Origin of the sequence: Nostoc sp. (assembly GCF_035638895.1) — a bacterium.
Classification (GTDB): Bacteria; Cyanobacteriota; Cyanobacteriia; order Cyanobacteriales; family Nostocaceae; genus Nostoc.
Genome location: NZ_DASQZC010000507.1, coordinates 20,415 through 35,510 on the forward strand (window position 1 = coordinate 20,415; position 15,096 = coordinate 35,510).

The following is a 15,096-nucleotide window of genomic DNA, read 5'->3' on the forward strand; positions in this document are numbered from 1 at the left end:
CGCAGCTCTAGACGGTGTTTCTTAAATCCACCCGGCTATTTATACTCTCAGTGATATCCTAGATATCCTAAGACTGAGGGAATGATCCGTACCTTGTCGGCTTTGAATCAGAATCACTTCATTTTGCTGGATTGTACTCACAAGGCAATTTCGTTTAACGATTTTGAATATGTTCGATACACACCAAGCCGATGTTGTGCAATCTAGCTCAACTTGGGTTGGCACAGTTAGTCATGTGTGGAGAGCATCCGCTTGTAGAGATTTGGAGGATGGCCAAGCCGATAACAGTATGGAAAATTAGGCTCAGAAATTTTAGGTTCCTTCCTTTATCATTATGGCGTAAGCAAAATGTTTTTGAGGGAATAATATTACCATATTTTCCCTCTCTAGAGTTTTATTTTTTTAGCACAACGGAATAAAAGAGAATTATTGCAGCCTTTATATTGACAGACCAAATAATTCACAGGCATTCTGGGTGGTTTGATGGGCGATCGCCTCTACTGTCTCCTGACGCAGTTTAGCCACTTGCTCGGCTACATATTGCACGTAAGCAGGTTCGTTGCGCTTCTCGCCTCGTTTCGGAACTGGAGCGAGAAATGGGCAGTCTGTTTCAATCAGTAGGCGATCGCTACTTACCATCGCCGCCGAGGATTGGATCGCTTTGGCGTTTTTGAACGTTACCGTCCCGCTAAAGCTGATGTAGAACCCCAAATCGAGAAACCATTGAGTTTCTTCTGGCGTTCCTCCCCAGCAATGCATGACACCCCGCACTCTTTCTCCTTTGAGTTCCCGCCATTTTTGCAACACTTCTCTAGTTGCCACCGCAGCGTCGCGGCAGTGGATAATTACTGGTAAGTTGAGTTCAGATGCGATCGCTAACTGTGACTCAAACACCATCAGCTGATGCTCATAGTTATCAGCTTTGTAAAAATCCAGCCCCATTTCCCCAATTGCTACCACCTGAGAGTCAGAACTCGCTAAAGTTTTGATTTTCTCGGCTGTGTCGTGATTCCATTTATCAGCATCTAAAGGATGTAATCCTACGGCAAAGCTGATTTCGGGAAACTCGTGCGCTATGGATTGAATTCTGGAAAATTCCTCTGGGTGAACGCAAGAATGTACTAAACGTACTACTCCTGCTTCTTGCCACCGCGATCGCACTGTTGCTAAATCCGGCTGAAAACTATCAAAGTTGAGATGAACGTGCGTGTCTATCAGCTGCATTCTTTGCCCTTTGTCATTGGTCATAAATTATTAGCCCTGATCACGACTAAGGACAAATGACCGTCCAGGTGAATCTTTCTTCTGCGATCACTAAACTTTTCAAGAAGGAAACCACGCCCACTACTTTAATTCCCTCATGAGACAGCCCTGCGGTTGACGGGTTGAGAGAGATAGACTAAGGGGTGTGGAAACCCTCAAGATTGCACTGGCTTGCCATTACCTTTCGCGTTTCACACCACTTACAAAAACTTTAGTAAGCTTTGTAACATCGTGTCTCCTTCTACTCAGAAGAGGGCACTGACTCATCAATCACTATTGACCAACTGCTTGAATTAGGGGTTTTAGTTTATTAGCCAATCTTGACTTTTTCCTTGCCCCATTGTTTGGGTGAAGGACACCCCGCTTAGTCGCTTTATCGATTTTGGCGTAAGCCTCGGATAAGCGAGCCTGTGCTTCTTGTTTTAATTCTGGGGTAGGATTAGCTGTATAGACAGCTACAGCATTAATGTATTTCTTCATCAGCGTCTTGACTGCTGATTTGTAAGCTTTGTTACGCAGTCGGTTACGTTCTGCGATTTCGGCACGCTTGAGAGAAGACTTTGTATTCGCCACAGTCAATTCCAAAAATACTATTAATATGTACACACACTACTAGACTTACTAATATAGCATCCAAATTGCCAATGTTATGATTTCCTAAAAAAAATCTATCATTGGAAATTTGGTACTGGAAATTGGGGAAGATAGTCTTTAGTCTTTGCTCCCGAATCCCCAGTCCTTAATTTTGTGTGTCGTCAATTAAGGAAATGCGTTAAAATAAGGTACATGTAAAATAGTCAAACCCTAAGTCATCACCTGATTAAGCAATGTGATTGCCAATATAATCAATCTGTCCCAAAAACAGGTGTATTGTCAAAGGCAAGGAACTGTAAATAGCTAAATTTCAGGGGTTTCAAAGTATAGAATCGATTCTATACAGATGTTAACTACTAAAAGTTAGGAAAAGAAAAATTATACTCAGACCCTACCCCCTGTAAATTTGGGGGATTAGATGTGTAAATACACCACCCGCACCCCGCAAGGAGTGAGGGTAAGGGCGTAAGAGTAGCAGGAAATGGCACCCCTGCTTCCTGCCGCTAGCCAAGCCAAGGCTAGTTGGACTGAGCAATTAAATGGCCTTCTCAAGCAAACTAGATCCTGGCAGACTTGAGAGTATCAAAAAAATTCAGGTTAAGCTAGAGAAGAGAATTAGAGTCAGCTTGCACACCCCAGTGGGTCAAGAGCAATACTAAATCTCAGGTGTGAATATTATAATTATTGGCATTGTCCTTACTCCATGCTGCGAATCATTACTCAGCAGGCAGACGTCAGAGCAGAACTACAACGGATCTGCGATCGCACCCATGACGAACAGGTGCTTCACAAAGAAGCAACGGTGCGGGAAGTTTTGCAAGCAGTGAAGCGCCAAGGCGACAAAGCTGTATTGCATTACACAGCCGAATTTGACAAACAAACCCTGAAAGCCGAAGAACTCCGAGTCACAGGCTCGGAACTAGATGCAGCCTATCAGCAGGTGTCAAAAGAGTTGTTGGGCGCACTTCGGCTAGCTTGCCGCCAAATTGAAGCGTTTCATCGTCAGCGAGTCCCAAAAAGCTGGGTACACTTTGGCGACGATGAGGTAGTGCTGGGCAAACGCTATACCCCCGTAGATCGGGCGGGGTTGTATGTGCCTGGTGGCCGTGCCGCCTATCCCAGTACAGTGCTGATGAATGCAATTCCGGCTCATGTTGCTGCTGTACCTCACGTTGTGATGGTGACACCACCAGGGCCAGGGGGTGCAATTAACCCAGCAGTCTTGGTAGCTGCCCAAGAAGCAGGAGTGCAAGAAATTTATCGCATTGGGGGCGCACAAGCGATCGCCGCTTTAGCCTATGGCACAGAAACAATTCCGAAAGTGGATGTGATTACTGGCCCTGGTAACATTTATGTCACCCTAGCGAAAAAACTTGTCTATGGCACCGTTGGCATTGATTCTTTGGCAGGCCCCAGCGAAGTGCTGGTGATTGCCGATGAAACCGCAAATCCGGTGCATGTAGCTGCTGACTTGCTAGCCCAAGCAGAACACGATCCAATGGCGGCAGCAATTTTGCTGACGACAGATGCGGCTTTGGCAAAAAACGTGCAATTAGCCTTGGAAAGACAGCTAGTAGATCATCCACGGCGAATAGACACAGAAAAAGCGATCGCTCACTATGGCTTAATTGTCCTTGTAGAATCGCTCCAAGCAGCAGCAGAACTCTCAAATGAATTTGCCCCCGAACACCTGGAATTAGAAATCAAAGACCCTTGGGCATTATTACCACAGATTCGTCATGCTGGGGCAATCTTTTTAGGTTACTCCACACCAGAAGCTGTAGGAGACTATTTAGCAGGACCTAACCATACTTTGCCAACTTCTGGTGCTGCCCGCTATGCTTCGGCATTAGGGGTAGAAACTTTCCTCAAACACTCTAGTATTATTCAATACTCCCAAACTGCGCTGCAAAATGTCGCTAGTGCTATTGATGTGTTAGCGACAACAGAAGGTTTACCTTCTCATGCTGATTCAGTACGCCGCCGAGTTCAGCAAGAAGAGTGATTTGGAATGCTTAATTTTTTCTTATAAGGGACTTCTCTTTAAAAAAATCCCATCCCTGCGGGACGCTCCGCGAACGTAGGGTGGTACAAATGTCATAGGTGTTAACTTAACGTACAAGTCATGTCCCGCCTAGAACTAAAGTTCAAGGCGGGTACGGAAGGCAACTGTTAACTGTTGACTGTTCACTGATTTAACTAGGGTTTTCCTGTGCCAGAAACTCGTGAAAAGCTTCTCCAGACCAGTTGCTATAATGCACCACACTGAAACTGATACATAGCACAGCCTCAAATATATAAACTAATTCCTAAATAAAAAATGTTTAGTGTCGTTGCCGACGAATTTTGCTAGATACTTATGTAAGGGGTCTACTCATTAGGAGACGAGAGCGGTGCTAAATAGTGTTTTGGTAGCTCTGGACGGTTCGGAAATTTCAGAACGAGTAATTGAGACTTTAGATAATTTGGCGTTCTCAAAAGATTCCAAGGTTATTTTTTGTCATGTATTTCCTACGCCAGAGTCAGAAATGGAACTACCTGCCGATCGTCCTCAGCCAGAGTCCCCAACATTTTCTTATTTTCAGATTGAAAAACAGCTGCAATCCTATCAGGAAAAGTTATCAGTCAGCAGTGAGTTAGAACTAGTAACTGGTGATCCTGCCGAAGAGATTATTCGCCTTGCCAATATTTACAAAACTGACTTGATTATAATTGGCAGCCGGGGATTGATGGGGATGAAGCGAATTGTACAGGGTTCTGTTAGCAGTCAAGTTGTAGAAGAGGCTAATTGTTCGGTGTTAGTTGTCAAACCAAGGTAAAAATTTGTAAGGGGAAGCAATGACTACAACCACCCCAAAACTAACCTTTGAAGAGTATCTAGCTTATGATAATAGCACTGATACGCGCTATGAATTGGTTAATGGAGAATTAATTCCCCTGAGTCTAGGAAGTGGGCAACATGGTGCGGTAACAGAATTTATCAATGTTTCTTTCCGAGCAGAAATTCTCCGACTAAAGTTGGATTGGACTTCTAAACAAATGGTTATCGGTGTTCGTTCTCCCCGTGCTGGCAGATGGGATATATCGAGAATTTCAGATGTCTTTGTGATTCCATTGCCTTAGTAGCAGGAGTTGAGAAATCGAGAAGCAGTTATTCAACTCAACGAATCACCCCCCCTTGTCGCTGGTGGAAGTCGTCAGTGAGCTAATAATATTGTAAATTATCGAGCCAAAAGAGTTGAATATAACGTTTTAAATATTCAAGAGTAGTGGATTGTATTGCTTAGATAATCCAATACTCTCGAATGATGACTTTAAGATAGCGAGTGATCAGGAGTTTTCATTGACGGTAAAACAAAAGCTTATCTAAAACTTATGCTTCACTCATACAGTCGAGTTCGGCAGTTGATTCATTTAAACATTAAGACTAATTAATCGTTTAAGATTTCATAGTCGAGAGCGTAGCCTTTCTAGCTTTTCTACAGTACGTCTCAGCCGATTTTCTAGTTTTGCTCTCTTGGATTTAGCTCGTCCAATTCGGTCACTTGCTCCGATTTGTAAACTTGCTCCGTCTACTCCTACTCCGTTTGCTCCTACTCCGTTTGCTCCTACTCCGTCTACTCCTACTCCGTTTGCTCCTACTCCGTCTGCTCCTATTATAATAATACTCTCACCACCAGACAAGTTTGCTTCTTCGATTTTAGTTAGTGAGATAAACATTGGGGATGTTTGAGTGCTTTTCATAGTTAACCTCAGTTACCAATTATCAGTTTTTAACTTTGACAAAGCTATTTTCACTTAAGATTATGAGAATAAACGTCTACCAAAATGATTACTATTCCATATCTCTACAGGAAAAATATCCGGAATTTTGGTATCTTTACCCTACTATTACTTAGGCTTTTATAGTAAAGGTGTTGCAGTTAAATAAAAGACTTTTGAACCGCTCCAGACGCGTCAGGTGCAGAGAGAAAAAAAGATATTTTATTAGTCACCTTCAAAAGGTTAGTCATACTTACTTACTGCAAACGAATAGATAAATTTGGTTATTCGTTTGCAGTAAGTAAGGTAAAAACAGTTTCATTATCCAAAGTTATAAAAATCTGGTAAATATACTCAATTGATCAAGTAGCAAAGTAGCAGCGCTTGTTTCGCTACTTAACTATTCAAAGATGAACAGTTACGTTTATAGAAAAGCGCTGCTAAAAATTATTGAAGCTTATCGGTGGACAACCTTAATGTTAAGATTGTTTAAAAAAAGTAGAGAAGAACCATAAACCTATGTTAAGTTTACTTCGATAAGAAAGCAGGTGATGGCTGGTAGGATTAAGTTGATTAACAATTGAGGCATCTGCAAAAGTAATTTAACCTGCGGTAACAGGGTAACTTATTTAAAACGCAGCGTTTCGCTTGTCTAAAAACATATTTAATCCTGCCTTAAGGTTATTATTTCTCCTCTACTCAGCTCCATAGGTTTGAGCGTAATGATAAGTTTTATACACTTAACGTTACGTCAAGCCTAAGCGTCTATTACTACAAGTCCAGGACCACCAAGTGCAGCACCACCAGTTCCAGCACCACCAGTTCCAGCACCACCATTTCCACCAATGCCATCTGCACTAACTGTACTCTTATTAATTTTCTTGACAAAAACAACACCACCAGTTCCAGCACCACCAGCTCCACCAGTGCCATTGCCACCAGTGCCATTGCCACCAGTGGCATTGCCGCCTTTAATAATTTTTACTGGCTTTGTGCCACCAGACAAGTTAGCTTCTTCGTTGGTGCTTAATGCGGTAAACAATGTGCTTTCCATAATTTTAGTTCTTACTTGATTGTTGGGATTAACGTCAGGTCAGCCCAAAGTAATAGATATAAGCCTAAACTGTATATCTGGTAACTTTTTCCTGTCCATAGAAGTATCTTACTACTCTTGCTAAATAGGTCAAGCAACTAATTGTTAAAGAAATGTGTATTACACACCTTCAATAAAGATGTTTTATGGTGATGGTTTATACAAAGTTAATAAAAAATAAATTTTAATTTATCAAAAAATTGTAGGCGTCAATATATATTCATATAAGTATGACGCTCTAAAAGCTTAATTTTGTCAAAAAATGGATAAATTAAGATGATTAAGTATTAATACTGATAAATCAACGAAAAGACCCAAAATTAAGATATAGTTAAGCAAACCAAAGAACTTTTTTATACGAGTTGTGCTTAAATAAATTTATAAAACTCTAAATTGCGATTCTGATTTATTAATAAGTATTTTTATATACAAATGGGAATTTTTAAAGTTATTTTATACAGCAACAATTCTAAATAGATAAATTATTCTAATATAAGAAATCATAAATCTGCTTAATTATTAATTAGTTTAAAAAAAGCTTTCTTCTAAAAATATAAATTATTGAAAGTCAATAAAGAAAAGATAAAATTATAGATAAAATTATAAAGATTTGATGTTTACACTAAAATGCGCTAATTGGTATATTTTTAGCTATATATAAGCTTGATATTTGCACATTTAATACATATAGTGAAGACACTTAATTTGTAATAAAAGCAAAAGCGATCGTTTTCGCCCTGGAGGGTGAAAACGCCAAATTATGGGAGTTTTTCAAAAAAGCTTATTTAAAGAAAAGACGGCAATACCCAGCAGAATCAGTTACAGCGATCGCAAATTGCTGCACGACTCCAAGCGTTAAAAATTCCAATGGGTAGTGAGTCTAATGCAATGGGACAGGCGATCGCATCTATGAACCAATATCAGCAGATGGGAAATACGGGGGCGATCACTATTCTCCAGGTAGGCAAAAACTTTTTGACATTTCTCTTTCTTGTTGCATAGCAGGGCTTTTAGGCATTTATCTATGAATGCGATCGCGGCTGAAACATCAAATGCTAATCATTAACTTGTGGCTTATTAATACTATTCTCAATTAGCTTGATTGCGATATTTCTCTTTATTATTGCATAGCAAGGCTTTTAGGCATTTATCTATGAATGCGATCACGACTGAAACATCAAATGCTAATCATCAACTTGTGTTATTTGATTCACATTCCTAAATTAGGAACTGGGGAAGCAAAGAATAACTAATGCTCAATCCCCAATCCTTTTACTCAAATCAACGTCCTTGAGTTGCCAAAAACTGACGCAAGCTCAACAAACTCAAAGTTTGACCGAAATTCAAGGGCAAAAGTGAAACTCCTTCCAAGCGGGACTGTACCCAACCTTCTCCCCAGTACCATTCGTGAAACCCGTCAATGCCTCCGCTAAGTACCAAGCGGAGACAGTTTGATTTAACAACATCTACTTGATGATGAATCGCAACTGGCCCAGTCCAGGTAGTAAACTGGAATCCTGGAAGCAGTTCTTCTGGCATTCCTGGCGCAAAGCGTTGCCCTAAGAGCCATTTTTCTAGTTGCACCGGATGCAGCAGACTGTCACGAATTGCATCTGTTGGTGCTTCAATTTCGATCCGCAGTTGGCTTTGTTGAAAATTACCCAGCATTTTTATAGGATTACCTAAAGGTGAGACATCGCTACTTCTAATATTGCAAATACAATCACTGATTATTGCTGCGTCACATTTCTACCAGCAGAGAACTTAGAATAGAAAAAGCGAACTTGTTAAGAAATGTAAGGTTATTCATGGCGGATCAGTTAATTCGTGCAACAGCAGCCGAAGGTGGAATTCGTGCCGTAGGTGTGATCACCACACGTTTAACAGAAGAAGCACGGGGGCGTCACAAGCTTTCTTATGTGGCAACGGCAGCACTGGGTCGGACTATGGCGGCGGGCTTATTAATGGCTTCTAGTATGAAGCGAACTGGGTCAAGGGTCAACGTCCGGGTGAAGGGCGATGGGCCTTTGGGTGGCATATTGGTAGATGCAGGCTTAGATGGTACGGTACGCGGCTATGTCGGGAATCCATCGGTGGAATTGCCTCCTAATGCCAGAGGTAAGCTAGATGTTGGTGGTGCAGTGGGTGGTGGTTATCTCTATGTTGTCCGGGATATTGGTTACGGTTATCCTTACTCTAGTACTGTTGAACTAGTTTCTGGGGAAATTGGCGATGATGTGGCTCATTATTTGGTGAATTCCGAACAAACACCTTCAGCTTTAGTTTTAGGTGTGTTTGTGGGAGCAGGTGGAGTAACTGCGGCTGGAGGATTACTGATACAAGTATTGCCCAAAGCTGCTAGAGACGAAGCTTTAGTAGAAACGTTGGAATCACGGGTTGCTGGGCTAGCAGGATTTACGCCATTGTTGCAAGCTGGGAAGAATCTGACTGAAATCTTTAACGACTTGTTGGGAGACATGGGACTGGTAATCTTTCCCGAACGGCAAATGCTGCGCTTCCACTGTGGTTGTTCTTTTGATCGCGTTTTAGGAGCACTGAAGATTTTGGGAGAAGCTGAACTGCAAGATATGATTGTTAAAGATGATGGTGCTGAAGCAACTTGCGAATTTTGCGGCAACGTTTATCAGGCAAGTAGCGATCAGTTAGCTCAACTAATTGCCGATTTGCAAGCTGAATCTACTGTTTTAGGATAACGTATAAAATAGCACTATTTTTTTAGATTGATAATGATATTCTGTGGAGAGAGAAATTTAAAAAAGTAGCTTTTTAATGATGAGAAAGTTACTATGTCAACAATGGAATTATCAACCTAAAACAGAGCGCTATTCAATTATTTTGGTGTGAGAGATGACAGAGCGGGATATTCCAGACAGTTGGTCTTCAGCCAGTGGAAGAGAGCCAGATCAAAACAAAAGATTATCCCGAACAGAACAATTCGGTGAAACTCAGCCATTTGATGCCCCAGTTACTGGTTCTAACTCCAAGTCAGTGAAGCGGCGAAAAAAAAACCATACGGATCGCAAAGCGTCTAGTAGAGAAGGATTACCTATAAATAGTAATTCAAAAGAAACTGCCCAACTCAGTAGAAATCCTGGGAAATTGCCACGCTGGATGAAAAGCTGGGTGTTGTGGCTGGTACTGCTAACTTTGATTCCCGGCAGTGTAGCATTCTTGGCAATGGCAATGCTGCTAAAGTTGCCCTCTGCCCCTAATTGCCCCTCGATTTTCTGGCCGCTAGCTAGCGCTTCGGTGCGGTTACACTGCGCTCAGTTGGCGGCTTCTAAACAGACAGTGAACGATTTATTGCAAGCGATCGCTCTGGTGAAGCAACTACCACAAAATCACCCGTTGCATGGAGAAATTGATCGTTTCATCGAAGAATGGTCACGGGATATTTTGAAGCTAGCTGATGAAAGTTTCCAAACAGGTAATTTAGAGGAAGCGATCGCTACTGCTCGTAAGATACCCAAAGATGTGGCAGCTTATAAATTAGTCGATGAACAAGTTGACAAATGGCAGTTAATTTGGTCAAAGGCAGAAGCCACATACAACGGTGCGATCGCTGAAGTTAAGGAACGGCGATGGCAATCGGCATTCATGTTATCCGCCAAAATGCTGCGTGTAGACAATCAATACTGGGCGGGTACTAAATACGACCAATTGAATCGTCTAATTGCCACAGCGCGGGAAGATGGCGATAAGTTAGGAAAAGCCGAAAATTTAGCAAACAGCAAAGTTGTCGATAATTTATTAGAAGCTATCAAGTTAGCTCAGTCCATTGGGCAAGAAAGTTACATTTACCAAAAAGCTCAGGAAGCGATTCCGGTATTTGGACGCAAAATGCTGGAATTGGCAAAGGCAAAACTAGACAAGCAGGATGCCGATGAAGCACTAGATATTGCTAGACAAATTCCAGAGATTGCGAAATTACAGGGTGAAACAGATGACTTTATCGCCATAGCTGACGCGAAAAGAAGTGCTTGGATAGGTAACGTTTCTGGTTTAGAGGCTGCGATCGCTCAAGCACAACAAATTGATCCCTATAGACCAGTGTATAACGAAGCACAGCAGCTGATTGCTGGTTGGCAGTTAGAAATTGAAGATGTTGCCAATTTAGAAAAAGCGAGAATATTGGCTAGCCAGGGAACAGTCCCTAATTTAACAGCAGCGATCGCCCAGGTGCAGCTGATTCCTGCGAGTAATCCCCGGGCCACAGAAGCTAGGCAAGAAATGGGTCGCTGGCGTGCCCAAGTCGAGACAATTGAAGACCAACCTTACTTAGAACGCGCCGAACAGATAGCAATGTTTGATGATATCAACTCCTTGCAAGCTGCGATCGCTCAGGCTAGCGAAATTCGTAGAGGTCGTGCATTATATCCAGAAGCACGGAAAAAAATTCGCACTTGGGTAGGAAAGATTCAGCGAATTCAAGACCAACCCTATTTAGATCAGGCACAAGAACTGGCTCAAAGTGGAGATATCACAGCCGCCATTAGCGTAGCTCAACAAATTGCCTCGTCGGGAAGGGCGCTTTCACAAGAAGCACAAACTGCTATAAATGGCTGGGAAGGGGAAATCCGCACCAGGGAAAACTGGAAAAAAGCGCAGGAAGTAGGCGCAGCTGGCACACCAGAAGCATTGGTTGAGGCAATACGGCTGGCAGATCGGGTTTCAAATAATAGCATCTTACGTATGGATGCGAATCTGGCTATTGACCAGTGGAGTCAGCAATTGTTAGAAATAGCACGCTCTCAAGGTCAGTCTGATATTGGCAGAGGGATTGACATTGCTAAATCGATTCCACGCGGTAGTGCTTCTTACAGTGCGGCGCAAGAGCAAATTAGGGCTTGGCAGGAATTTCTCAATCCTCAACCAGAACCTCAGCCCCAGCCTGAATCTCTACCATTTCCTCAATCAACTACTACTGGGCAGTAATATCGTTATTTAAAGATTAAAATTTTTTAATTCAGCATTTTCAAAAAGCATATCAGGGATGCCGGGGTGTAGGGAGATTTCCTTAATGTGTCTCAAAAATATTTTTCAAGTAGGGTAGCACAGTTAGCTGTACTACCTTACGAAAATTTATTCCTCGATCACTCTCCCCATTCTTTAATTACAGAAAATAGTGATGAGTAATCATCATCAGCAAATGACATTTTTACGGCTGTTTGCAAGATTTGCCGAACACCTTTAATACTGCTGAGATCCAAACTTCGAGATTTCGCTTCCGAGATAAATAATTCTGTATCTTTGAGCAAGTGTTTTGTGGGGAAATTCGGATCAGCATAATTGCCATCCAACATCCGTTGTAGCTTTTTGTCAAAGGTAGGTGCGTAGAGTGGACTGTCGCGCAATATTTGCATAAACACATCCACATCAACACCTTGACGCTGGACAAAAGCCAGACTCAAAGCAAAGCTAGTTGTTAGGGAAGCTATTAGCTGATTTAGTGCCAATTTGAGCGCCGCCGCAGATCCCACTGGCCCAATAAGTAAAGGTTCTGTCCCAAAATTTTGGAGTAACTTTAAGTGGCGTTCATATTGTTCTGGCTCGGCCCCTACCATAATACTCAACTTGCCAGCTTTTGCTTCTGGGATACTCCCTAATACAGGTGCTTCTAAATACTCACCACCACCTGCAACAACTGCATCTCTAATTTCCTGGCTTTCTGTAGGAGTAATTGTTCCCATTTGGATGATTGTGCGCCCTTCCAGAGTTTGCCAAGCAGTATCTGAAAGCAACACATTATAAATGGCCGGGGCATTAGTCAGCATGAGGATTACGCACTCAGCAGCACGAATGGCGTGGCGGGGATGTGTAACAATTTCAGCCCCAGATGCTTGTAGTGGTGCTAATTTTTCTGGGGTGCGATTATAGGCAACTAGCTGTATATCTGCGGCTAATAACCTTTGAGCCATTGGTAGTCCCATCAGTCCAGTTCCCAGAAATGCCACCTTCATTTTTCACGTTCCTTTGGTACAGCGTAGGCGTAGCCTGTTGTAGGCATCGCGTTTCCATCGTTTGATTTTAATATCAGTTATCAGTGAACAGTTATCTTTAAATACTGATAGCTATTCACTGATTAGTAACTAACGTCTCTGGCAATTAGCCACCAGCCGCAAAAGTCACCATAATTATCACTGAAAGTAAAATCCCTGGAGTAAGTAAGGTTACTAGCATTAACAGATCATGGGTGGACATAATTATTACTTTGGTATTGTGTTTAACTTTACAGTAATCACTGTTATGCTAGTCTAGATAAGACTGATACTGCATTCTTAAATAGAATTTTAACTTTTCTTTCTTTAGGTTTACTCTGGCAGGGTCAATCCGAGTAATGGTTGAGAAATTTCTGTATTGTCCAGACCTTTGCTCTGAATTAAGACTCCAAAGCCGCCGAGTCCTGTAGGATCTAGAAGTTGGTGTAGTGAGTCCCGGCGCTGTAGTAACTGTGAGAGAGATTGCTGTTGAGAAGAAAGGGCTGCAATACGATCGCCTAACCCCAACGCCATCAAAAACAATCCCTGCTGGATAAAACCAATATTCTTTAAATTGTACTTCTCACCCCAACGTTCCAAAGCCGTAAAGTCAACATGGGCAGTGATATCTTGTCGCCCAATATTAATATAGGGGTTGTCATGGAAACGATGCTGGTAATAGCACTGTAGCGTTCCTTGCGATCGCCTGGGATTATAGTAACGACTGGCGGGGTAGCCATAATCAATTGTTAACACATAACCGCGCTGCAAGCGGTCTGCTACTATACTCAACCAGTCTAGAGCAGCTAAATTAATTTCACTACGGTAGCCATCGGGATATGCATTTTGGCTCAAGTCGATTCCCAGTGAATCCAAATGTTCAGCTAGTTGGGGCGTTGAAGGTTCTCCTGTGACTTCTACAAATGATGAGCAGGTTTCTTCCTCATTACTATCTGTGGTTACATAAATTTCTCGGAGTTCGCCTGTTTCTAGGATAAATTGATGGACGGGGAAAGCATCTACTAATTCATTAGAAAAAAAGCAGCCTGCGATCGCATTTGGTGGTATTTCCTCTAAATTGCACCAACGCACCGAGAAATCTTGCAAGCGTTGCTGCTGTTCTTGCCTTAATGCTGGCGACTTTTCAACAATGATGTACTCTAGGGCGGTAAAAAAATCTGGGTAGTGCAGTTGATGATATTTAAGGATATGCAAAGCTAGCAATCCTTGACCTGCTCCCATTTCTACCAGAGAAAAGGGTACAGGTTTTCCTAAAATCTCCCACATTTGGAAAAATTGTTCTGCTAGTAACTCGCCAAAGTCAGAACAGAGGTTAGGAGAGGTAAAAAAATCACTATCTTTAAAACCTATTTTGACTGCATCGCTGGAATAGTAGCCGTATTCAGGGTGGTATAATGCCATTTCCATGAATTCGGCGAAAGTAATTCGTTGTTGAGGATTGGTGGTAATGTGATTAGCGATCGCTGCACACAATGCTGGATTTGAATCCATAAAATTTGAGATTTGAGATCCATCTAAGAAAATTATCTATTGATTTTCATTAAGGCGATCGTGATGTCTACAACGGGCTACACCAATTAATCGCCTTCAATCGTTAACGCAAAGGCAAGAACCGAACTTGTCCCTCCCATTCTCCTTCTAAGCTACATTCATCTAGCAACAAAATTTCCTCGATCGCTAAACCAACTGAAACACGACGACTGATCTCAAACAAACCAGGCATTGCCAAGCCTGCTTGTAATCGTTCATAAGCATAAGTTGTCATCGTCGCAACATCATGAGTTAGCACCACACGCCTGTTTTGCGCTGCCCATTCTAATACAGTTGGGTCGTCTGCTTCAGTCAATCCAACATCCTGAACACGGACAATATCAACATTACTGTTCCGACGCAGAATACCACGGACAATCTGATTGTTAAAGTTCTCGTCAGCCAAAAAACGCAGCATCGCAATTTACCCTTGCGGGTTGCGTCTTGCTAATAGGCGATCGCGCACCCCAATGGGGTTAAAACGCTTTTCAGCTTCCTGTTGAACCTTTGCGGCAAGTCTTTGACGCTCTAGAAGGTAGGCATCAACCTCGGCTTGGTGTCGTAAATAATAACCAATAACGAAATAGATATCCCAAAGATGAAGCGATGGGTACTGCTCTCTAATCTCTTCTGCTGTAGACCCTTCAAGGAAAGCTGTAACCACTGTATCTAAAGTGATGCGGGTTTTGCTAATCCTAACAACGCCATTTGCATCAGTTACAAGGGGAATCGGGGTAACAGTAGGAATAAGTAGCATTTTAATATCTAGACAGTGCTGTTTTCGTATGGCCAGTATAAGCCAAATTTAGAAGCAGCCATCTAGATCAAGACATC

16 protein-coding genes are annotated in these 15,096 nt (G+C 42.2%); 7 read left to right on the top strand and 9 right to left on the bottom strand.

Features of this window, described 5'->3' with window-relative positions; genetic code table 11:
* Positions 1-169 precede the first annotated feature (169 nt).
* Complete coding sequence (locus VE944_RS25245) at positions 170-301, top strand: hypothetical protein (protein WP_324983562.1); 132 nt, start codon at positions 170-172, stop codon at positions 299-301.
* Positions 302-438: 137 nt separating this feature from the next.
* Here the strand turns inward: VE944_RS25245 and VE944_RS25250 are convergent, their stop codons facing one another.
* Together VE944_RS25250 and rpsT are read right to left on the bottom strand one after the other, a co-directional pair.
* Entirely contained in the window at positions 439-1,224 is a 786-nt protein-coding gene (locus VE944_RS25250) for a TatD family hydrolase (RefSeq protein ID WP_324983721.1), read from the bottom strand.
* Between the two features lie 312 nt (positions 1,225-1,536).
* Positions 1,537-1,836 carry a 30S ribosomal protein S20 gene (rpsT, locus tag VE944_RS25255; RefSeq protein WP_324983565.1) on the bottom strand — a complete coding sequence of 100 codons (300 nt, stop codon included), beginning with the start codon at positions 1,834-1,836 and terminating at the stop codon, positions 1,537-1,539.
* Positions 1,837-2,560: 724 nt separating this feature from the next.
* On the opposite strand from rpsT, the gene hisD reads away from it, so the two are divergent.
* From hisD to VE944_RS25270, 3 genes are all read left to right on the top strand, one after another.
* Positions 2,561-3,862, top strand: coding sequence for a histidinol dehydrogenase (gene hisD, locus VE944_RS25260; protein WP_324983568.1), 1,302 nt, complete (start codon positions 2,561-2,563; stop codon positions 3,860-3,862).
* Between the two features lie 388 nt (positions 3,863-4,250).
* Positions 4,251-4,676 carry a universal stress protein gene (locus tag VE944_RS25265; protein WP_324983570.1) on the top strand — a complete coding sequence of 142 codons (426 nt, stop codon included), beginning with the start codon at positions 4,251-4,253 and terminating at the stop codon, positions 4,674-4,676.
* Between the two features lie 19 nt (positions 4,677-4,695).
* The gene (locus VE944_RS25270; protein ID WP_324983573.1) at positions 4,696-4,980 is read left to right on the top strand and encodes a Uma2 family endonuclease; all 285 of its coding nucleotides are present in this window, start codon (positions 4,696-4,698) and stop codon (positions 4,978-4,980) included.
* Positions 4,981-5,304: 324 nt separating this feature from the next.
* Here VE944_RS25270 and VE944_RS25275 read toward each other — a convergent pair whose 3' ends face one another.
* Together VE944_RS25275 and VE944_RS25280 are read right to left on the bottom strand one after the other, a co-directional pair.
* The gene (locus tag VE944_RS25275) at positions 5,305-5,601 is read right to left on the bottom strand and encodes a hypothetical protein (RefSeq protein ID WP_324983575.1); all 297 of its coding nucleotides are present in this window, start codon (positions 5,599-5,601) and stop codon (positions 5,305-5,307) included.
* Positions 5,602-6,376: 775 nt separating this feature from the next.
* Positions 6,377-6,673, bottom strand: a complete 297-nt coding sequence (locus VE944_RS25280; protein WP_324983577.1) for a hypothetical protein — start codon at positions 6,671-6,673, stop codon at positions 6,377-6,379.
* Positions 6,674-7,579: 906 nt separating this feature from the next.
* Here VE944_RS25280 and VE944_RS25285 point away from each other — a divergent pair.
* On the top strand, positions 7,580-7,714 hold the full coding sequence (locus VE944_RS25285) for a hypothetical protein (RefSeq protein ID WP_324983579.1): 135 nt from the start codon (positions 7,580-7,582) through the stop codon (positions 7,712-7,714).
* Between the two features lie 279 nt (positions 7,715-7,993).
* Here VE944_RS25285 and VE944_RS25290 read toward each other — a convergent pair whose 3' ends face one another.
* Entirely contained in the window at positions 7,994-8,380 is a 387-nt protein-coding gene (locus VE944_RS25290) for a hypothetical protein (RefSeq protein ID WP_324983582.1), read from the bottom strand.
* A gap of 140 nt (positions 8,381-8,520) precedes the next feature.
* On the opposite strand from VE944_RS25290, the gene hslO reads away from it, so the two are divergent.
* Both hslO and VE944_RS25300 read left to right on the top strand, forming a co-directional pair.
* Positions 8,521-9,426, top strand: a complete 906-nt coding sequence (gene hslO / locus VE944_RS25295; RefSeq protein WP_324983584.1) for an Hsp33 family molecular chaperone HslO — start codon at positions 8,521-8,523, stop codon at positions 9,424-9,426.
* A 154-nt stretch (positions 9,427-9,580) separates the two neighbouring features.
* A complete protein-coding gene (locus VE944_RS25300; RefSeq protein ID WP_324983586.1) occupies positions 9,581-11,668 on the top strand; it encodes a chromosome segregation ATPase in 2,088 nt (695 codons plus the stop codon).
* A 158-nt stretch (positions 11,669-11,826) separates the two neighbouring features.
* On the opposite strand, the gene VE944_RS25305 is transcribed toward VE944_RS25300, so the two are convergent.
* The 4 genes from VE944_RS25305 to VE944_RS25320 all read right to left on the bottom strand — a co-directional run bounded on the left by VE944_RS25305 (position 11,827) and on the right by VE944_RS25320 (position 15,019).
* Positions 11,827-12,693 (bottom strand): NAD(P)-dependent oxidoreductase, encoded by an 867-nt coding sequence (locus VE944_RS25305; RefSeq protein ID WP_324983589.1) that lies wholly within the window; start codon positions 12,691-12,693, stop codon positions 11,827-11,829.
* A gap of 351 nt (positions 12,694-13,044) precedes the next feature.
* Entirely contained in the window at positions 13,045-14,223 is a 1,179-nt protein-coding gene (locus VE944_RS25310; RefSeq protein WP_324983591.1) for a class I SAM-dependent methyltransferase, read from the bottom strand.
* A gap of 103 nt (positions 14,224-14,326) precedes the next feature.
* The gene (locus tag VE944_RS25315) at positions 14,327-14,680 is read right to left on the bottom strand and encodes a DUF5615 family PIN-like protein (protein WP_324983594.1); all 354 of its coding nucleotides are present in this window, start codon (positions 14,678-14,680) and stop codon (positions 14,327-14,329) included.
* Between the two features lie 6 nt (positions 14,681-14,686).
* Positions 14,687-15,019 carry a DUF433 domain-containing protein gene (locus VE944_RS25320; protein ID WP_324983597.1) on the bottom strand — a complete coding sequence of 111 codons (333 nt, stop codon included), beginning with the start codon at positions 15,017-15,019 and terminating at the stop codon, positions 14,687-14,689.
* Positions 15,020-15,096 lie beyond the last annotated feature (77 nt).